This window comes from Massilia sp. KIM (genome assembly GCF_002007115.1).
In the GTDB taxonomy this organism is placed as follows: Bacteria; Pseudomonadota; Gammaproteobacteria; order Burkholderiales; family Burkholderiaceae_D; genus Telluria.
On sequence record NZ_MVAD01000001.1, the window covers coordinates 3,200,125 to 3,219,877 of the forward strand.

The 19,753-nt window shown below is 66.3% G+C and carries 16 protein-coding genes; 6 read left to right on the forward strand and 10 right to left on the reverse strand.

Translation table 11 applies throughout. The annotated features are described in order from the left end of the window. Positions 1 to 286: 286 nt before the first annotated feature. The 3 genes from B0920_RS13985 to B0920_RS13995 all read right to left on the reverse strand — a co-directional run bounded on the left by B0920_RS13985 (position 287) and on the right by B0920_RS13995 (position 3,260). The gene (locus tag B0920_RS13985; RefSeq protein ID WP_078033084.1) at positions 287 to 1,342 is read right to left on the reverse strand and encodes an alkene reductase; all 1,056 of its coding nucleotides are present in this window, start codon (positions 1,340 to 1,342) and stop codon (positions 287 to 289) included. A 181-nt stretch (positions 1,343 to 1,523) separates the two neighbouring features. Next, positions 1,524 to 2,225 (reverse strand): ZIP family metal transporter, encoded by a 702-nt coding sequence (locus B0920_RS13990; RefSeq protein ID WP_229455629.1) that lies wholly within the window; start codon positions 2,223 to 2,225, stop codon positions 1,524 to 1,526. Positions 2,226 to 2,375: 150 nt separating this feature from the next. Then, the gene (locus B0920_RS13995; RefSeq protein WP_078033086.1) at positions 2,376 to 3,260 is read right to left on the reverse strand and encodes a dienelactone hydrolase family protein; all 885 of its coding nucleotides are present in this window, start codon (positions 3,258 to 3,260) and stop codon (positions 2,376 to 2,378) included. Positions 3,261 to 3,528: 268 nt separating this feature from the next. Here B0920_RS13995 and B0920_RS14000 point away from each other — a divergent pair, with 268 nt between their 5' ends. Next, positions 3,529 to 4,353 carry a PEP-CTERM sorting domain-containing protein gene (locus tag B0920_RS14000; RefSeq protein ID WP_078033087.1) on the forward strand — a complete coding sequence of 275 codons (825 nt, stop codon included), beginning with the start codon at positions 3,529 to 3,531 and terminating at the stop codon, positions 4,351 to 4,353. Here the strand turns inward: B0920_RS14000 and polA are convergent. Next, on the reverse strand, positions 4,259 to 7,033 hold the full coding sequence (gene polA / locus B0920_RS14005; protein WP_078033088.1) for a DNA polymerase I: 2,775 nt from the start codon (positions 7,031 to 7,033) through the stop codon (positions 4,259 to 4,261). The genes B0920_RS14000 and polA overlap by 95 nt on opposite strands. Before the next feature lie 200 nt (positions 7,034 to 7,233). On the opposite strand from polA, the gene B0920_RS14010 reads away from it, so the two are divergent. From B0920_RS14010 to B0920_RS14020, 3 genes are read left to right on the forward strand one after another with little or no spacing between them, the layout of a single operon-like run. Beyond that, entirely contained in the window at positions 7,234 to 7,692 is a 459-nt protein-coding gene (locus B0920_RS14010; RefSeq protein WP_078033418.1) for a hypothetical protein, read from the forward strand. Between the two features lie 55 nt (positions 7,693 to 7,747). Then, a complete protein-coding gene (locus B0920_RS14015; RefSeq protein WP_078033089.1) occupies positions 7,748 to 8,707 on the forward strand; it encodes a homoserine kinase in 960 nt (319 codons plus the stop codon). 5 nt (positions 8,708 to 8,712) lie between these two features. Continuing rightward, positions 8,713 to 9,483, forward strand: coding sequence for a BPSS1780 family membrane protein (locus B0920_RS14020; RefSeq protein ID WP_229455491.1), 771 nt, complete (start codon positions 8,713 to 8,715; stop codon positions 9,481 to 9,483). A gap of 142 nt (positions 9,484 to 9,625) precedes the next feature. Here the strand turns inward: B0920_RS14020 and B0920_RS14025 are convergent, their stop codons facing one another. From B0920_RS14025 to B0920_RS14035, 3 genes are all read right to left on the reverse strand, one after another. After that, entirely contained in the window at positions 9,626 to 9,862 is a 237-nt protein-coding gene (locus B0920_RS14025) for a hypothetical protein (protein WP_078033091.1), read from the reverse strand. Between the two features lie 73 nt (positions 9,863 to 9,935). Beyond that, positions 9,936 to 12,254, reverse strand: coding sequence for a UvrD-helicase domain-containing protein (locus tag B0920_RS14030; RefSeq protein ID WP_078033092.1), 2,319 nt, complete (start codon positions 12,252 to 12,254; stop codon positions 9,936 to 9,938). A 124-nt stretch (positions 12,255 to 12,378) separates the two neighbouring features. Continuing rightward, positions 12,379 to 12,798, reverse strand: coding sequence for a GFA family protein (locus B0920_RS14035; RefSeq protein WP_078033093.1), 420 nt, complete (start codon positions 12,796 to 12,798; stop codon positions 12,379 to 12,381). 233 nt (positions 12,799 to 13,031) lie between these two features. On the opposite strand from B0920_RS14035, the gene B0920_RS14040 reads away from it, so the two are divergent. Beyond that, positions 13,032 to 13,577, forward strand: a complete 546-nt coding sequence (locus tag B0920_RS14040) for an SRPBCC family protein (RefSeq protein WP_078033094.1) — start codon at positions 13,032 to 13,034, stop codon at positions 13,575 to 13,577. A gap of 164 nt (positions 13,578 to 13,741) precedes the next feature. Here the strand turns inward: B0920_RS14040 and B0920_RS14045 are convergent, their stop codons facing one another. The 3 genes from B0920_RS14045 to B0920_RS14055 all read right to left on the reverse strand — a co-directional run bounded on the left by B0920_RS14045 (position 13,742) and on the right by B0920_RS14055 (position 17,707). Beyond that, positions 13,742 to 15,544, reverse strand: a complete 1,803-nt coding sequence (locus tag B0920_RS14045) for a M56 family metallopeptidase (RefSeq protein WP_143745730.1) — start codon at positions 15,542 to 15,544, stop codon at positions 13,742 to 13,744. Between the two features lie 300 nt (positions 15,545 to 15,844). Continuing rightward, positions 15,845 to 16,951, reverse strand: a complete 1,107-nt coding sequence (locus B0920_RS14050) for an S-(hydroxymethyl)glutathione dehydrogenase/class III alcohol dehydrogenase (protein WP_078033095.1) — start codon at positions 16,949 to 16,951, stop codon at positions 15,845 to 15,847. Positions 16,952 to 17,068: 117 nt separating this feature from the next. Beyond that, on the reverse strand, positions 17,069 to 17,707 hold the full coding sequence (locus B0920_RS14055; RefSeq protein ID WP_078033096.1) for an ANTAR domain-containing response regulator: 639 nt from the start codon (positions 17,705 to 17,707) through the stop codon (positions 17,069 to 17,071). A gap of 292 nt (positions 17,708 to 17,999) precedes the next feature. On the opposite strand from B0920_RS14055, the gene B0920_RS14060 reads away from it, so the two are divergent. Then, the gene (locus tag B0920_RS14060; protein WP_078033097.1) at positions 18,000 to 19,556 is read left to right on the forward strand and encodes a S8 family serine peptidase; all 1,557 of its coding nucleotides are present in this window, start codon (positions 18,000 to 18,002) and stop codon (positions 19,554 to 19,556) included. The last annotated feature ends 197 nt before the right edge of the window (positions 19,557 to 19,753 follow it).

Here is a 19,753-nt window from a genome sequence, read left to right on the forward strand (position 1 = left end):
GACGCCGTTCGCAGATCGGTGAGGCCTCGCTTTCCAACGCAACAATTTAAACAAAGGAAAGCATGGCCCTTCAACAAAGTTCAAGTGAACACTTGAAGTTTAGTGCGGTTTAGTAAACACGATGAAAAACGCGCAGTCTGGGCGCATGATGTTAGCGCTGCCACTGGATTGGCGGGCGCGCGGGAGCGCCGCTGGTTTGCGTAAAAAAAGCCGAGGGGCCGACAAGCGGCCCCTCGAATCCGGTCGCAGCGACCGGGAAATGCGATGCGCGGCGATGCCGGCGGGATCAAGCCAAGGCCGGGTAGTCCGTATAGCCTTCCGCGGTGGCGCCATAGAAGCTGTCCGGCCGTGGCTCGTTGAACGGCGCGCCGAGCGCGAAGCGGCGCGGCAGGTCGGGATTGGCGATGAACAGCTTGCCGAATGCGACCGCGTCCGCATCGCCCGCCAGCAGCAGGGCTTCCGCGCTGGCCTGGGTCATCCCCTCGTTGGCGATATAGGCGCCACCGAAGGCGCGCCGCAAACCGGGCCCGAGGCTATCCGGCCCGCGCGATTCGCGGGCGCAGATGAAGGCGATGCGACGCCGTCCTAGTTCACGCGCCACGTGAGCGAAGGTCGCGGCCGGGTTGCTATCTCCCATATCGTGCGAATCGCCGCGCGGCGACAGATGCACGCCCACCCTGCCCGCGCCCCATACGCCGACGCAGGCATCGACCATCTCGAGCAGCAAACGCGCACGCCCGGCGAGCGTGCCGCCATAGGCATCGGTGCGCCGGTTACTGCCGTCCTGGAGGAATTGGTCGAGCAGGTAGCCGTTCCCTGCGTGCACCTCGACCCCGTCGAAACCCGCGGCCAGCGCATTCATGGCCCCCTTGCGATGCGCCTCGACGATGCCCGGAAGCTCTTCGAGCGCCAGTTCGCGCGGCGTAACGTAGGGGCGCTGGGGCCGCAACAGGCTGACCGTGCCCGCAGCCGCGATCGCGCTCGGGGCCACCGGGGCCTGCCCGTCGAGGAACACGGGATCCGAGATGCGGCCGACGTGCCAGAGCTGCAGCACGATACGGCCGCCGGCGGCGTGCACGGCCTCGGTCACCCGGCGCCAGCCGGCGACCTGCTCATCGGACCAGATGCCCGGCGTGTCGGCGTAGCCCACGCCCTGGGGCGAGACCGAGGTTGCCTCACTGATGATCAGGCCGGCCGAGGCGCGCTGCGCATAGTAGTCAGCCATCATCGGGGTCGGCACGCGCCCCGGATTGGTGGCGCGCGAGCGCGTCAGCGGGGACATGATGATGCGATTCGGAAGAACGAGGTCGCCGATGCGGATGGGGTCGAACAGTGCGGACATGTTGTGCTCCTGGCAGGTCGGCTGATTCAGCCGGTTAAGGAAGGCACATGGCGTGCCCGGCATCGCCGCAGGGTGCTGCCCCTTGCGGCCGATACAGGCATCTTAGGCGTCGCCGGGCGGGCGCCGGCGGTCCAATCTCCCGCGTTTCAAGGGGGCCAATGCGTCGGCGACTACGGACGCTTCAGATCGAATGGTTCAGCGCCAGCACGATCGCCACGCCGACCGCGATCAGGATCAGCTGCGGCCCCGATTCGCGCAGGGTGGCGCGGCGCTGCATCTGCGGCATCAGGTCGCCCACGGCAATGTAGATGAAGCCCGAGGAGGCGAACACCAGCACGTAGGGAATCAGGCCGCTGGCCTGGTCCAGGGTGTAGTAGCCGAGCAGGCCGCCGGCCACCGACATCAGGCTGCACAGCAGGTTGAAGACGTAGGCGCGCAGGCGCGAGAAGCCGGCGTTGAGCAGCACGATGAAGTCGCCGATCTCCTGCGGGATCTCGTGGGCCACGATGGCCAGCGCGGTCATCATGCCCAGCTCCGGATTGGCCAGGAAGGCCGCGGCGATCAGGATGCCGTCGGTGAAGTTGTGCATCGAATCGCCCAGCAGGATCATCCAGCCCGACTTCCCCGCCTCGTGCTTGTCGTGGCCGTGGGCGTGGTGGTGCCCATCCCCTTCGTGGTGGTGCGAATGGCGCAGCAGCGCCAGCTTTTCGAGCACGAAGAAGGCCAGCAGGCCGCCCAGCAGGGTCGCGAACAGGCTGCGCGGACTGGCGCCCGACTCGAAGGCGCTCGGCAACGCATGCAGCAGCGAGGTCGCCAGCATGATGCCGACCGACAGGCTGACCATCCGTTCCACCACCTTCGACAGCAGCGCGAACGAGAAAATGGCAGCCCCGGTGATGCTGAGGACGCCGGCGACCGTGGTCGCCAGCAGGATGGAGCCGAGAATGGGATCGATTTGAAGGCCTCTTGTTCTGTCTTGCGAAAAGCGCGCAAACCGGAGATTGTACCGTCCCCGGCGCGCGCTCGTGCAAGATCAGGCCACGCCGTGGGTCGAGAACCAGTTGAGCGCCTTGCTCCAGCCGTCCTTGGCGTCGGCCGCGTTGTAGCTGGGGCGGTAGTCGGCGTGGAAGGCGTGCCCCGAGTTCGGGTAGACGTGGATGCTGGACTTGCTGTTGCCCGCCGCCAGCGCCTTGCGCATGCGTTCCACCGATTCGAGCGGAATGCCCTGGTCCTTGGCGCCGTACAGGCCGAGCACCGGCGCCTTCAGGTTCTGGGCCACGTCGACCGGGTGCTTGGGCGAGTTGGCGGTGGATTCGCCCACCAGGCGGCCGTACCAGGCCACGCCGGCCTTCACGTTCGGGTTGTGGGCGGCGTACAGCCAGGTGATGCGCCCGCCCCAGCAGAAGCCGGTGATGCCCAGCTTGTCGGTGTTGCCGCCGCGCTGCTTGCTCCACTTGACCACGGTGTCGAGGTCGGACATGACCTGGGCGTCGGGGGTCTTGGAGACGATGTCGCGCATCAGGTCGGCCACGTTGGCGACCTTGGTGGCGTCGCCCTGGCGCACGAACAGGTCGGGGGCCACGGCCATGTAGCCGGCCTTGGCGAAGCGGCGCGCCACGTCCTTGATGTGCTCGTGCACGCCGAAGATCTCGGAGATGACCAGGATGACCGGCAGATTGGTGCGGTCCTTGGGCTGGGCGCGGTAGACCGGCACGTCCTGGCCGTCGATCACGATGATGTGGTCGGCCGCGTCCAGGCCGCTCGTGTCGGTGGTGATCATGGTCTGGGCCATGACCGGCAGCGAAGCCAGCGCGAAACCGCTGCCGGCGGCGGCCTTCAGGAAGTTGCGGCGGTCGACACTGTCGCCGAACTGGCCGGGAGAGACCAGGCTGCTTGCATCGTTGACGAGATCCTTCATGGGCACCCCTCCGGATGAGTTGGATAGGCTTGCTATCTTAGCAAACATTCCAGTGCGCACGTTTGACCGTCGAGACGCTGCCGGCGACGGCGGCAGTACCGGTTTTGCAACGCCGCGACGAATTCCGCTACGTCCGGCCGCGTTTCGGCGCATGATCCCTAGACGGGGCGCCGCGAATGCCGATCAAAAAACCACAGTTCCTCGAACATGGCGCTAAGGTTCAGGTAAACGGCGCATAGTAACTACTCCTACACATTTGGAGTAGACCATGAATTACATCACGCGACGCGGCCTCCTGCTTGCCGCATGCCTGCTGGCCAGCCATGGCGCATTCGCTGCCGGGCCGGTCAGCGCCAGCGCTTCCCTCACCAATTTCCGGATCGAGCTGATCGACTTGCGGCCGGACGATGACGCTGCGCCCTGGATCGAATTCGGCACCCGCAACGGCACACTGACGATGGAGCTGAACAGCCACTCGCCTTTCTACGAACAGGATACGATGACCAGCACCAGGCTGACGACGCTCGACCTGGTGCTGGGAGACAATCGCGCCTGGGGTAAGGCCGACGCCTTCGGCGCCAGCGCGCTCAGCAGCAGCCTTGACCGCGCTGCGCAGTCCTTCGTCTACAGCAACCTCAGCTTCTCGCTCTCGCCCTATACCCAAGTGGTGTTCCGCGGCGACGTGGCGGCATCCGCCGATTTCAATCCCTATGCCGAACAATCCTCCCTCGACGTCGGCTTCACCGGCTACCTGATCGATTGGTGGTCCGGCTACCAGCCGCTGTCCGCCGGCTACAGCTCGGACAGCGGAGGCTCGTTCGACGGCACGCTGTCGCTGAACGCGCGCACACAGGCGGACGGCGCAAACGGCTACCTGAGCATGTACGCCCTCACCCAGACCTGGGCCCCCGTGACCCAGGTGCCGGAGCCGGCGCACGGCGCGATGCTGCTCGCCGGCCTGGCCTTGCTGGCTTGGCTGGGAGGCCGGCGCAGCCCGATCAGTGGGCTTCTTCCCAGTTGCGCCCCACGCCGGTCTCGGCCAGCAGCGGCACGTCGAGCTTGGCCACCCCTGCCATCAGTTCCGGCAGCTTGACGCGCACCAGTTCCAGCTCGGCCTCCGGCACTTCGAGCACCAGTTCGTCGTGCACCTGCATCACCATGCGGGTGCCGAGCTTCTCGGTCTCGAGCCAGTTCTGGACCGCGATCATGGCCAGCTTGATCAGGTCCGCCGCCGTGCCCTGCATCGGCGCGTTGATCGCGGCGCGCTCGGCGCCGGCGCGGCGCGGGCCGTTGGGCGAATTGATCTCCGGGAGCCAGAGGCGGCGGCCGAACACGGTCTCGACGTAGCCGCGCGCCTTGGCCTGCAGGCGGGTCTCGTCCATGTACTGCTTCACGCCCGAGAAGCGGGCGAAATAGCGGTCGATGTAGCTGGCCGCCGCGCTGCGCTCGATGCCCAGGTTCTGGGCCAGGCCGAAGGCGCTCATGCCGTAGATCAGGCCGAAGTTGATGACCTTGGCGTAGCGCCGCTGCTCGCTCTGCACGTCGCCCGGGGCGATGCCGAAGATCTCGGCGGCGGTGGCGCGGTGGATGTCCTCCCCTTCCGCGAAGGCCTTGAGCATGGCCGCGTCGCCCGAGATGTGGGCCATGATGCGCAGCTCGATCTGCGAATAGTCGGCCGAGACGATCACGCTGCCCGGCGGCGCGACGAAGGCTTCGCGGATGCGCCGGCCCTCGGCGGTGCGCACCGGGATGTTCTGCAGGTTCGGGTCGTTCGAGGCCAGGCGGCCGGTGATGGCCACGGCCTGGGCGTAGTTGGTGTGCACGCGCCCGGTGCGCGGATTGACCATCTTGGGCAGCTTGTCGGTATAGGTCGACTTCAGCTTCGACAGGCCGCGGTGCTCGAGCAAAATCTTGGGCAGCGGGAAGTCCTCGGCCAGCTTCTGCAGCACCTCCTCGTCGGTCGAAGGCGCGCCGGTGGCGGTCTTCTTGATCACCGGGAGCTGCAGCTTGCCGAAGAAGATCTCGCCGATCTGCTTGGGCGAGCCGAGGTTGAAGGGGCCGCCGGCCAGCTCGTAGGCCTGCTGCTCCAGCTCCTGCATGCGCTTGCCCAGCTCGGCCGACTGCACTTCCAGCAGGGCGGCGTCGATCAGGACGCCGTTGCGCTCGATCTTCTGCAGCACCTCCATGGTCGGCATCTCGATGTTGCGGTAGATGTAGGTCAGGCCCTTGTCGCTCTCGACGTGGCCGAGCATGGCCTGGTGCAGGCGCAGGGTGATGTCGGAATCCTCGCCCGCGTATTCGGTGGCGCGCGCCAGCTCGACCTGGTCGAAGCAGATCTGGTTGGCGCCCTTGCCGCACACGTCGACGTAGGGGATGGTGGTGTAGCCCAGGTGGCGCATCGCCATGGTGTCCATGTCGTGCGGCTTGTGCGACTCGAACACGTAGGACTGCAGCAGGGTGTCGTGCACGATGCCGCGCAGCTGCACCCCGTGGTTGGCGAAGATGTGCATGTCGTACTTCAGGTTCTGGCCGAGCTTGGGCTTGGCCGGGTTCTCCAGCCAGGGACGCATTTTCTCCAGCACGTGCTCGCGCGAGAGCTGGGTGGGCGCGCCGGCGTAGCGGTGGGCCACCGGGATGTAGGCGCCCTTGCCCGCTTCCACCGACAGCGAGATGCCCACCATCTCGGCGTTCATCGGCTCCAGCGAGGTGGTCTCGGTGTCGACCGAGGTCAGTTCGGCGGCGTCGACCAGGGCCAGCCATTTGTCGAGCTGCTCGTCGGTCAGCACGGTCTCGTATTCGCCCTTGATGACGGCCATGCCCGGCAAGGTGCCGGACACGCCTTCGGGGGAATTGAGCGGCGCGCCATTCGGGCCAGAGCCGGCGGCGGGGGCCACGCCGGCGCTGGGACGCGGGGCGCCGCCCAGGTCGCGCAGCATGGTCTTGAAGCCGTAGCGCTGGAAGAAGTCGCGCAGGCCTTCGGCGTCCTCGGGGCGGCCGACCAGCGTCTCCTCGAAGGAGATCACGTGGGCCGCCAGGTCGCAGTCGGTCTTCACGGTGATCAGCTCGCGGCCGCGCGGCAGCCATTCGAGGGCGGCGCGCAGGTTCTCGCCGACCGCGCCGCTGATGCTGTGGGCGTTCTCGATCACGCCGTCGAGGGAGCCGTGCAGGGTCAGCCACTTGACCGCGGTCTTGGGGCCGCACTTGTTCACGCCCGGAACGTTGTCGACGGTGTCGCCGATCAGGGTCAGGTAGTCGATGATGCGGTTGGGCGGCACGCCGAACTTGGCCAGCACCCCGGCCTCGTCGAGGCGGTCGTTGGTCATGGTGTTGATCAGCATGACCTTGTCGTTGACCAGCTGGGCCAGGTCCTTGTCGCCGGTCGAGATCACGGTCTTCATGCCGCGCGCATAGGCCTGGACCGCCAGGGTGCCGATCACGTCGTCGGCTTCGACGCCGTCGACCATCAGGATCGGCCAGCCCATCAGGCGCACCACCTCGTGGATCGGTTCGATCTGCTTGCCCAGGTCTTCCGGCATCGAGGCGCGGGTGGCCTTGTACTCGGGGTAGAGATCGTCGCGGAAGGTCTTGCCCTTGGCGTCGAACACGCAGGCGATGTAGGCCGCGGGGAAATCGGCGCGCAGGCGGCGCAGCATGTTGACCATGCCGTGCATGGCGCCGGTGGGGAAGCCGTCCGGGCTGCGCAGGTCGGGCAGCGCGTGGTAGGCGCGATAGAGATAACTGGAACCGTCAACGAGCAGCAGGGTATTGTCCATAGGGCGAGAATCTGGGTGAGGCGAAAGCGCCGGGCGGCGCGCCGGGTGAGCGGCATTATCGCAGAATCCGGCTTGGGAAAAGCACAAGGGAAGGCAGATCGGCAAGCCGGGAACTCTTCCTATATATAGGCTCCAGCACACTTTTCACAGGGAAGCGACGCTGTTTGTTAAAATGGTCTAAACGACACAAGGTGACCATCATGCTGCGCTCTACCACCCGCTACGCCCTCCTGACGCTGTGCCTCCTGGCCCAAGCCGGTGTTGCCGGCGCTCAGCAGCAACCGCCCAGCCAGGAGCCGCCGAAACTCGACCGTATCGAGCCGGGCAGCGACGTGCCGGCCACCACGATTCCGGGACGCGAACGCACGCGCATCACGGAAAAACGCCAGGGCGGCCAGGTGACCGAAGTGGAAGTGCAGAGCGGCCCCAGCCGCTACATCATGAAACCCAACGTTGCACCTGGGAATGCCCAACCGGGCGACGCCCAGAGCAGCGCGATCCGTGCCCCACAATGGCAGGTGATGGAGTTCGACATTGGCAACCCCAAGAAACAGGGAGCGACCGAGCAGCCGGTAGCCCCGGCCCCGGCCAAGCCCGGCGCGCCGGCGCGCGCCGACGTGCCGCCGCCTCCTCCGCTCGAACCGGCCCCGAAAAAATAAGCCTGCGCGCGCCGGCGTGGCGCGTGCGATCCCCCACCTGACTTTTTGCTAGCACATGGCAGTTTTCACCGCGGTCTCGCTGGACGACCTTACCCAGTGGATCAAGCAGTACCCTCTCGGCCGGGCGCTCCGGCTCGAAGGCATCTCTTCCGGTATCGACAACAGCAACTTCTTCCTGAGCACCGAGGCAGGAGAGTATGTCCTCACCATCTTCGAAAACCTCAGCTTCGCCCAACTGCCCTTCTACGTGCAGCTGATGCGCCATCTGGCCGAGCGCGGCATCCCGGTGCCGGCGCCGGTGGCCACGCTTGACGGCGAGCTGGTGGTGGCCCTGCACGGCAAGCCGGCGATCGTGGTCAGCCGCCTGAGCGGCGCGTCCCAGCTGGGCCCGCAGCCGGTGCACTGCGCCGAAGTGGGCCGCATGCTGGCGCGCATGCACCTGGCGGCGCGCAACTTCGCCTTGCAGCAGCCGAATCTTCGCGGGCTGGACTGGATCGCCGCCACCGCGCCCAAGGTGCTGCCCTTCCTGAGCGCGCCCGAGGCCGAGCTGCTGCGCGCCGAAGTCGCCTTCCAGCAGGCGTTCGCCGCCGGTCCCGTGTACGCGCAACTGGCGCGCGGGCCGGTGCACGCCGACCTGTTCCGCAACAACGTGATGTTCGAGGGCGACCGCCTGAGCGGCTGCTTCGACTTTTATTTCGCCGGCTGCGACACCTGGCTGTTCGACGTCGCCGTCACCGTCAACGACTGGTGCGTCGACCTGGCCACGGGCGTGCTCGACCCCGAGCGCGTGCGCGCCCTGCTCGACGCCTACCACGCCGTGCGCCCGTTCACGACGGAGGAACAGCAGGCCTGGCTGCCGATGCTGCGCGCCGGCGCCTTGCGATTCTGGCTGTCGCGCCTGTACGATCTGCATTGTCCGCGTGCGGCGGAACTGCTTACGCCGCACGACCCCACCCATTTTGAACGCATCCTGCGCGAACGCATCGCACACGGCGCGCCTTTGCTGCCCACATGAACAATATGCCCGCAATTACCGGTTGGTCCTGGCTCAAGCAAGGGGCTGGCCTGTTCCGCCGCCAGCCGGCGGCGCTGACCACCCTGCTGTTCGCCAACATCCTGATCAGCATCGGCATCAGCGCCGTGCCCTTGCTGGGACCAATGATCGCGGTGGTCCTGATTCCCTCGTTCTCGATGGCCTTCATGCAGGCCTGCCTGATGATCGAGAACGGGCAGCGGGTCTCGCCCGCGGTGCTGCTGACGGGCTTTCGCAAGCCGGCGGTGATAGCGCTGTGCAAGGTGGGCCTGATCTACCTGGGCGTGTCGCTGCTGCTGGCCCTGGTCACCCGCTTCACGCTCGACCCCAACTTCTGGGAACAGGTGGCGCGCCAGAGCCGCGACGGCGGGCAGCCGCAGGTGACCGGCTCGGACCTGCTGGCAATGTTCTCGATCGTGGTGCTGAACGTGGCGGCGCTGATGGCGCTGTGCTTCGCGGCGCCGCTGACCTACTGGCAGAAGATGACGCCCTTCAAGGCGACCTTCTACAGCTTCTTCGCGGTGCTGCGCAGCGCGCGGGTGTTCATCGTGCTGCTGATGGCGTGGTTCGCGCTGTTCTTCGCGATCACCATGGTGCTGACGGCGCTGCTGGGCGGGAGCAGCGTGGCCAGGGTCTTGATCATGTGGCTGATCTTCCTGTTCGTGCTGCTGCTGCAGTGTTCGATGTATGCGGGGTATCGGGAGATTTTCGGGAAGCCGCAGGATGGGGATGCGGCGAAGGTGGACCTGACCAAGTAAGCCTGTTCCCGGCAGCCCTTCAGCCGACGGCTTGAATTAGACCGCCGGCTTCAGAACGTCATTCAGAACATCATTCAGAACGTCATTCAGAACGTCATCCCGGCGAAGGCCGGGATCCAAGTCTGTTGCGTTGCCAAACGCGTCAAGCGCAGGGGAAATGCGGGCAAACTTGGATCCCGGCCTTCGCCGGGATGACGTTTACGCGCCGCGGGATGACATCGACACGCCGTGGGATGACGTTGACGCGCCGAGGGATGAGGTTGACGCGCTGCGGGATGACGTCGACGCGCTGCGGGATGACGTCGACGCGCTGCGGGATGACGTCGACGCGCTGCGGGATGACGCCGACGCGTTGCGGGATGACGTCGACGCGCCGCAAAATGACGTCGAGGCGCTGCAGGATGACGTCGACGCGCCGCAGATGAGCTTGCAGCGCTGCGGGAGGCTGCTTTTTAGCGCGACAAACGCTCCAGCTTCGCCACCGACAGGTCCAGCACCTTCATCCCCGCCGCGCCGAAGTTGATCTGGGCGCGCGCCGCCCCTGCCCCACCTTCGATGTTGACGATCACGCCCTCGCCGAACTTGGCGTGCGCCACCGTCTCGCCCACGCGCCAGCCGGAGCCGTTGCCATTGCTGGACTTCTGCGTGATCTGCTGCGCGATGCGGTTGTCGGTTCCGTTGCGGAACTCGGCGTCGTCCCAGGCCGTCTGCGACTTGCGCCCGGCGAACCAGTTGGTCTGCACGCGCGGCGACAGCCACTTGAGGGCCTCTTCCGGCAGCTCTTCAAGGAAGCGCGACTTCATGTTGAAGCGGGTCTGGCCGTGCAGCATGCGCTGCTGGGTGAAGCTCATGTACAAACGCCGGCGCGCACGGGTGATCGCCACGTACATCAGGCGCCGCTCCTCGTCCAGTCCATCGGCTTCGCGCGCACTGCTCTCGTGCGGGAACAGGCCCTCCTCCAGGCCGGTGATGAACACGGCGTCGAACTCCAGGCCCTTGGCCGAGTGCACCGTCATCAGCTGCAGCGCGTCCTGGCCGGCCTGGGCCTGGGCGTCGCCCGCCTCCAGCGAGGCATGGGTCAGGAAGGCCGACAGCGGCGACATCACGGCCGGCAGCGGCGCGCCGCCGTCCAGCACCTCGATGCCGTCCGCGTCGAGCAGGGCTTCGCCGGCCTGGGCCTGGGACGGCGGCCCGAGGTGGGCCGGCGCGCCGATGCCGTAGCCTTCTTCCTGCACGAACTGGGCGGCGGCGTTGACCATCTGCTCCAGGTTCTCGATGCGGTCCGCGCCTTCTTTCTCGTTCTGGTAATGCTGCAGCAGGCCGCTGCGCTCCAGCACCACGCGCACCAGCTCCGGCAGCGCCAGCTGCTGGGTCTCGAAGCGCGCCGACTCGACCAGCTTGACGAAGCTGCCGAGCGAGGAACCGGCCTTGCCGGTCATGTAGGGCACCGCCGCATACAGCGAAATGCCGTAGCTGTCGGCCGCCATCTGGAGCTGCTCGATCGAGCGCGCGCCGATGCCGCGCGTGGGGAAGTTCACCACGCGCAGGAAGGCCGAGTCGTTGTGCGGATTGTCCATCAGCTGCAGGTAGGCGATGGCGTGCTTGACCTCGGCGCGCTGGAAGTAGCGCAGGCCGCCGTACACGGTGTACGGCAGGCCGGCCGCGAACAGCGCATGCTCGATCACCCGGCTCTGTGCATTGGAGCGGTAGAGGATCGCGATCTCGCTGCGCGGGACGCCGTCGGCCATCAGGCTCTTGGCTTCCTCGATGATCCACTGCGCTTCCTCGAGGTCGGACGAGGCTTCGTAGATGCGCACCTGTTCGCCCTGGCCGGCGTCCGTGCGCAGGTTCTTGCCCAGGCGCTTGGCGTTGTTGGCGATCAGGTAGTTGGCGCTGTCGAGGATGTGGCCGTGCGAGCGGTAGTTCTGCTCCAGCTTGATCAGGTTCCTCACCTCGAAGTCGCGCTCGAAGGCGGTCATGTTGCCGACGTTGGCGCCGCGGAAGGCATAGATGCTCTGGTCGTCGTCGCCCACCGCGAACAGCGCGCCGCCGCCACCCTCGCCCTGCCCGGCCAGCAGTTTGAGCAGGTTGTACTGCAAATCGTTGGTGTCCTGGAACTCGTCGACCAGGATGTGGCGGAAGCGGATCTGGTAATGATGGCGCAGCGGCTGGTTGCGCGACAGCAGCTCGTAGGTGCGCAGCAGCAGCTCGGCGAAATCGACCACGCCTTCGCGCTGGCATTGCTGGTCGTAGAGCTCGTACAGCTCGACCATGCGGCGCTCGATCGGATCGTAGGCCTCGACCTGGCCGGCGCGCAGACCCTGCTCCTTGCAGTTGTTGATGAAGTACATCAGGTTCTTGGCCGGGTACTTCTCGTCGTCGACATTGTGCGCCTTGAGCATGCGCTTGATGAGCGACAACTGATCTTGCGAGTCGAGGATCTGGAAGGTCTGGGGCAAGGCCGCGTCGCGGTAATGGGTGCGCAGCAGGCGGTTGCACAGGCCGTGGAAGGTGCCGATCCACATGCCGCGGGTATTCACCGGCAGCATCGCGGACAGGCGGGTCAGCATCTCCTTCGCCGCCTTGTTCGTGAAGGTCACGGCCATGATGCCGGCAGGCGACACTTGGCCGGTCTGGATCAGCCAGGCGATGCGCGTGGTCAGCACACGCGTCTTGCCGGAGCCGGCGCCCGCGAGGATCAGCGCACTCTGCGGTGGCAAGGTAACGGCGGCAAGTTGCTCGGGATTGAGGTTGTGAAGGAGGTTCTGCATCCGCCAATTATACCGCCGGGGTGCCGGGCCTGCCTGCTACCCATGTATGGAAATACAGTATTTTTTAGGCGAGCGGCGTGGCTTTTTTGACCACATTGAGCGCACGCCAAGATCCCGTGCGGGGCTAGACCTCCTCCTCGCCCAGGCCCGCCGATCGGGTGGACGGATAGGCCGGCAGGCCGTCGCACTGGGGCATCCAGTGCAGGCGGCTGCGCACGAAGGTGTGGTCGCCCGGCGGCACCCGGTTGGGGTCGTCGAGGCTGGCGGTGGCGACGTCGATTTCTTCCGGCCAGCGGCTGTCCTGGAAAGTGAGCGTGGTGCCGCAGGTGGGGCAGAAGCTGCGCTCGATGCCGGGGCTGGAGCCGAAGCGCGCCGGTTCCCCGCCCAGCCATGTCAGATCGGTGCTGGCCACGCTGAACCAGGCCAGTGCCGGTGCGCCGGATATCCTGCGGCAATCGGTGCAATGACACAGCGTGCTGTTGAAAGGCATGCCCTGCGCTTCGTAGCGCACGGCCCCGCAAAAACATCCGCCTTGCAAGCTCATCCGTTTCTCCTCCCACCGTAAAACCGGGCTCAACCATACGGCGCGAGCCCAGGGGACCACAGCCTTCCGCGCGCCGCCTGATTGTCTTTTCGCTTATTTTAACCAGAGATACGCGACATATTCGCGTGGCCCGTCGTACCAACATCGTACGAAGCAACGCCCCGCATGCGCACAGGTACGGGCCTATCCAATGCTCGCATGCGGCGCGGCTTCCTGCCCTTAGGAGATCAGAAATGCTCAATCGCGTGGTTACCGTAGCAGCGCTCGCCGTGGGTGGCGTGCTGCTGTCGAAACAATTGAAGAAAAATCGTGGCTTTGGCGCCAGCTCGTCGATCGTGGAAACGATCGAAGTCAACGTGCCGGTCAGCACCGCCTACAACCAGTGGACGCAGTTCGAAGACTTCCCGCAGTTCATGAAGAGCGTCAAAGAGATCCGCCAGCTGGACGACAAGCACCTGCACTGGAAAGCCAACGTGGCCGGCGAAGACAAGGAATGGGACGCCGAGATCACCGAGCAGATTCCGGACAAGCGCATCGCCTGGCGCAGCGTGACCGGCGTGAAGAACGGCGGCGTGGTGACCTTCCACAAGATCTCGGACAACTGCACCCGCATCGCCCTGCAGATGGACTACGAGCCGGACGGCCCGCTGGAAGCCCTCGGCGACGCCTTCGGCGCCGTGCGCATGGAAGCGCGTGCGAATCTGTCGAACTTCAAGGAACTGCTGGAGAAGCGCGGGTCGGAGACCGGCGCCTGGCGTGGGAAGATCAGCCAGCACTGAGACTGAGCGTCTTGCTTAGTTGCCCTTAGCACGTCGTTCCCGGCACTGCCGGAAACGACTCCCCGCGGAGGCGGGGACCCAGGTTCTGTGTGCGTTATCGAAACGTTTGCAAACTTGGGTTCCCGCCTACGCGGGAACGACGGTCTTTAGGCCGAGGATTCAATTCACCCCGCCACCGGCACCGGCCGGGCCAAGCCCTTCGCCTTCGATTCGCGGATCAAGTTCCGCACCGTCTGGTCCGCCGCCTTGCTCTCCCGCTCCATCTCCTTCCCGAGCGCCCCCATCTTCTTGCCCAGCGCATCCATCGGCTTGCCCGCCTCGTGCATCTGCTTGCCGAGCGCGTCCATCTCGGCATGCGCCTTGCGCGCCGCCGGTCCGTTGTAGGCCTGCTCCATCCTGCGTCCCGCTTCCTCCATCCGTCGCCCGGCCTCTTCCATCCGTCGCCCGATGCGCTCGCGCTCGGCGTCGTCGGTGGCGGCGGCCATCTGGCGGCCCAGGTCTTCCATCTGGCGGCTCAGCGCGTTCATGCCCTCTTCGATCTCGCGCGTCTCGCGCTTGCTGACGTTGTCCTTGATGCCTTCCGACGCGCGCTCCATCTGCTTGCCCAGCACTTCCATCTTCTTGCCGTGCTTGTCCATCTCCTTGCCATGCACGTCCATCTGCGCGCCCAGACGGTCGAGCGGCGCCCAGGCCGCGCGTGCCCTGGCGAGCACCTGGGGATCCTGGATCACCCAGGACTGCCCGCCCTCGCGGAACCAGATGAAGTCGCCATCGACCACGCGCTTGGCGGCTTTCACCTCGTCCCAGTCGTCGCTGCTGCCGCTGATGTTCATGTCGCCGTCCTTGGCGCGCACCAGCGCGTAAGGCTCGTTGCGGGCAGCCTCGCGCACCACCCGCAGCTTGCGCTCAGCTTCGCCGACAGGTTCGCTGCGCGCGGCGGCCGTTTGGGGCGCCTCCGGCGCGGCTTGCACGGGCTGGGTCCAGGTAGACAGCGCGGCGCAGATGGCCAGGCCAAGGATGGGAAGCGCAAGCTTCCAGTTGAGCGGTTCGGCTTCAGGCCGGACCAGGCGTTTGATGCGAGACATGAGATTTCCTCCATGTGCCCCTGGGGCAAGTTGCGGGGTGGACTGGAACAAGTCCAGTTCGGACAATGCAAGCGCCAGACGCCGCGGTTCGCCGAGCTCTCTTGCTGCTAAATCGTCTGCAATCCGTTCACGCTCGTCGCGGATCCGCGTCGACAGCCACCACACCGCCGGGTGGTAGAACAGCAGGATCTCGATCGCGCTCTGGATCAGGTTCACCAGGTAATCGGCGCGCCGCACGTGGGCCAGCTCGTGCGCCAGCAGCGCTTCCAGCAGTTGCGGCGGCATGCCGCTGATCAAGGAGGCCGGCACCAGCACCACCGGCCGCCAGAAGCCGGCCGTGACCGGACTGGCCAGGTCGTCCACCAGGCCCAGGGTGACGCGGCGCGCAATGCCGAAGCGCCGCGCCAGCTCGTCCAGGCGTGCCTGCCAGTGCGGGTCGAGCCGGTACTGGCCGGGACGGCTGCGCCGCCGCACCCACAACAGGCCCAGCGCCATGCGCAGCGCCAGCAGGCCGGCGCCGCAGGCCCAGAACAGCAGCACCAGCGGCAGCCTGTCCTGGACGGCGCTTTCCCAGCCGGCCACCTGCGAGCGGTCGACCGCCAGCACCGGCGCCGGCAGGGCCGCGTCCAGGGGCAGCGTGGCCAGCGGCGCCAGCGTGCTGCCGCCACCGGCGTCCAGCACCCGCTGCACCGTGCCCGCCAGCGGCAGGGCCGCGCACAGCAGCAGCGCCGCGCAGGCCACGGCATAGCGGGCCTGCGGACTAGCGGCGCGCATCAGGCCCAGCACCAGCGCCGCTGCGCAGCCGACCAGCGCGCCCTGCCAGACGAAATCGATCAAGGCCCAGGCCAGGCTGCTCGCCGCCACCGCCAGCATCTCGTTCATGCGTTCTCCTTCACGTCGAAACTAGAATAATTTGTCTAGAACGTCTTGTCTAGAACTTTTTTTCTACATACGTGCGCGTGGGAACCGCGCCATGCCTACTCTAGGTCGGCAGGCGTGCGGACGCGAGCACCCTGCGACAGGCGGCGGGAAACGCGGGACGGATCGGGAAAAAGGGGGGCTGCGCGGCGCAGCCGCTGCGGGGGAAGCGCCGCGCGGGGAAGCGCCAGGCGGGAGAGCGCCACGCGGGAGCGCGCAGCGCGGTAGAGCGCGGGCCGCTGCACGGCCCGCGACGGGATATGTTTAGTAGACGACGACCGAGCGGATCGACTCGCCCGACTTCATCAGGTCGAAGCCTTCGTTGATGCGTTCTAGCGGCAGGTGGTGAGTGATCAGGTCGTCGATGTTGATCTTGTTCTCCATGTACCAGTCGACGATCCTGGGCACGTCGGTGCGGCCGCGCGCGCCGCCGAAGGCCGAACCCTTCCACACACGGCCGGTCACCAGCTGGAACGGACGGGTCGAGATCTCCTGCCCCGCCGCCGCCACGCCGATGATGATCGACTGGCCCCAGCCCTTGTGGCAGCACTCCAGCGCCTGGCGCATGGTGTTGACGTTGCCCACGCACTCGAAGCTGTAGTCGGCGCCGCCATCGGTCAGCTGGACGATGCTGTCGACCACGTTCTCGACCTTGGTCGGGTTGATGAAATGGGTCATGCCGAACTTGCGCGCCATCGCTTCGCGCTCCGGGTTCAGGTCGACGCCGATGATCTTGTCGGCGCCCACCATCTTCGCCGCCTGGATCACGTTCAGGCCGATGCCGCCCAGGCCGAACACCACCACGTTGGCGCCCGCCTCCACCTTGGCGGTGAAGATCACCGCGCCGATGCCGGTGGTGACACCGCAGCCGATGTAGCAGATCTTGTCGAAGGGCGCGTCCGAACGCACCTTGGCCAGGGCGATCTCCGGCACCACGATGTAGTTCGAGAAGGTCGAGGTGCCCATGTAGTGGTAGATCGGCTGGCCGTCCAGCGAGAAGCGGCTGGTGGCGTCCGGCATCAGGCCGCGGCCCTGGGTCGAGCGGATCGCCTGGCACAGGTTGGTCTTCTGGGACAGGCAGAACTTGCACTGGCGGCATTCCGGCGTGTACAGCGGAATGACGTGGTCGTCCTTCCTCAGGCTGGTCACGCCCGGACCGACGTCGACCACCACGCCCGCGCCTTCGTGGCCGAGGATGGCCGGGAAGATGCCTTCCGGGTCGGCGCCGGACAGGGTGTAGTAATCGGTATGGCAGATACCGGTGGCCTTGACTTCGACCAGCACCTCACCGGCCTTCGGGCCTTCGAGCTCGACTTCCTCGATCGTGAGCGGATGGCCCGCCTTCCATGCAATTGCTGCCTTGGTTTTCATGTGTTCTTCCTGTGTCGCGAACTTGAGGGAACGGTCCGCTTGTCGAACCGTAAAGTTGGACATGATAGCAAGACAGGCGCAGCAGCGTGCGCCACCTTGCCTGTCCTCACCTTGTATTTACTTGCCGCGCAGGCGTTCCGCGATCGCGCCATGCAGCGCATTGATGGTCTCTTCCGCCGCCAGGATCTGCTCGGCCACCTCATTGAGCTTGCGGCGCTGCGAACGCGCCTGGTCGCGCAGCACGTCGAAGGCGGTCTGGCGGTCGACCTGGTAGCGCGCCATCAGCACGCCGACGGCGATGCTGGTCTCGCGTCCGGCCGCGAGCGCCGACGTCAGGCTGGCTTCGCTGCGCCGCAGGCGGCGGATGTCGTCGCCACGCGCCAACGCGGCTTCGAAGGCCGCCACCAGGCGCGGAGCGTCGACCGGCTTGACGACGTAGCCGACCGCGCCGGCGTCGGCGGCCGCGCGCGCGCTGGCCGCGTCGTCTTTCGCCGACAAAAACATAAAGGGAATCTCGGTCTCCTCGCGCAGCAGGCGCGCCAGGTCCAGGCCCGACATGCCGGGCATGGAGATGTCGAGCATGGCCAGGGCCACGTCCTGGCCCCTTTCCTCGATCGCGCGCAGCGCCTGCGCCGAGGTGCCGGCTTCGATGGGGTCGTATCCGGCGTGGCGCAACACCTCGCCCAGGAACTCGCGCAACAGTGCGTCGTCGTCGACGACCAGCACCGAGCGGCGCGATGCGGCTGGGGACTCCATGCTTCCTCCTTCATTCTTCAAGCAGGGCCCGTGCGTGCTGCGGCCGGCCAGCGCGGCTTCTCGCAGAAGCCATGAAAAAAAGAATAGCACGCGCTACAACGGTTGCGCTAGATCAATAGTGCATGACTTAGCTGTCACGTTTAGTGCACACACGATTGAAATCTTGATTGCTTGAGTAGAAGTTTTCCAAATACACTGGATTTACCACATATGCATATCTGGTGTGGAGACAAGAGTGCCGACGGCCACGAGCCGCGGCCATAACCTATAAGTATCAATACGGAGAAGATTCATGGTAAGCAAAGACACTCGCGCACTGAAGTCCTGCATCACCGCCCTGATCGCTGCCGGCGTGCTCGGCAACGCGCAGGCAGCCGCTCCCGATACCACGCGCGTCATCGTGGCCTTCAAGCCGGGCGCCGCGGCCTCGCTGAAATCCGCCGTCGGCGCCGCCAAGGGCGCCGTCAAGCACGAGATCTTCGGCATGAACGCGATGGCCATCGAAGTGCCGGCCGTCGCGCTCAAGGGACTGGAGAACAACCCCAATGTGGAATACATCGAAGAGGACGTGGTGCGCCGTCCCTTCGCGCTGACCTCGCCCTCGACCGGCACGCCCTACGCCAGCGGCCAGCTGGTCCCCTACGGCATCCAGCAGGTCCAGGCCGACCAGCTGTCCGATACCAACGCCGGCAACCGCAAGGTCTGCATCATCGACTCGGGCTACGACCGCAACCACGAGGACCTGAGCGGCAATCCGGTCACCGGCGAATACGACGCCGGCACCGGCTGGTGGTACACCGACGAGAACCACCACGGCACCCACGTGGCGGGCAGCATCGCCGCGATCAACAACAGCGGCACCGGCGTGGTCGGCGTCAATGCCAACAAGCTGCTCAAGCTGCACATCGTGAAGGTGTTCGGCAAGGATGGCTGGGCCTATTCCTCGACCCTGGCCTCGGCCGCCAACAAGTGCGGCGCGGCCGGCGCCAACGTGATCTCGATGTCGCTGGGCGGCGGCCGCAAGAGCGTGACCGAGCAGCGGGCCTTCGATTCGCTGTACGCGAAGGGCGTGCTGAACGTCGCCGCGGCCGGCAACGACGGCAATACCGTGGTGTCCTACCCGGCCGGCTACAGCAGCGTGGTGATGGTCGGCGCGGTCGACGAGAACAAGCAGTGGGCCAGCTTCTCGCAGTACAACAGCAAGGTCGAACTGGCCGGCCCCGGCGTGGCCGTGCTGTCCACCGTCCCGATGGGCGGCGGCACGGAAGGCGTGCTGGCCGTCGGCGGCGTCAACTACGCGGCCGGCTCGATGGAGGGCTCGCCGGTCAAGACCGCGAGCGCGCCGCTGGCCGACTTCGGCATCGGCGACAAGGTGAACACCGCGGTGTCGGGCAAGGTCTGCCTGATCCAGCGCGGCAGCGTCGACTTCGCGGTCAAGGTGCAGAACTGCCAGAACAGCGGCGGCGTCGGCGCGATCGTCTACAACAACGTGGCGGGCAGCTTCGGCGGCACCCTGGGCACGACCGTGACCACCATCCCCTCGGTCACCGCGAGCGACACCGACGGCGCGGCGATGAAGGGCCAGCTGGGCCAGAGCGCGACCGTGGGCGTGAAGGCCACCAACTACGCCTACTACGACGGCACCTCGATGGCGACCCCGCACGTGTCGGCGGTGGCGGCCCTGGTGTGGAGCTACTTCCCGACCTGCACCGGCGCCCAGATCCGCACCTCGCTGGTCAACAGCGCGCTCGACCTGGGCACCGCCGGCCGCGACACCAAGTACGGCTACGGACTGGTGCAGGCCAAGGCGGCCTACGAGCGCATCAAGTCGCTGGGCTGCGGCAAGTAATTCGGACGCTGCGATCGGCAAAAAAGGACGCCTCGGCGTAATGGTGTTCAGTTAGCAGAAAAACCGTCGCCCCGGCGAAGGCCGGGGCCCAAGTTCGGCGGCTCGACAGCTCGGAGAACTTGGATTCCGGCGTGGCCGATCAGGCCTGCGCCGGAATGACGTGTATGCGCTAACTGAACGGCATTAGACGCCTCGGC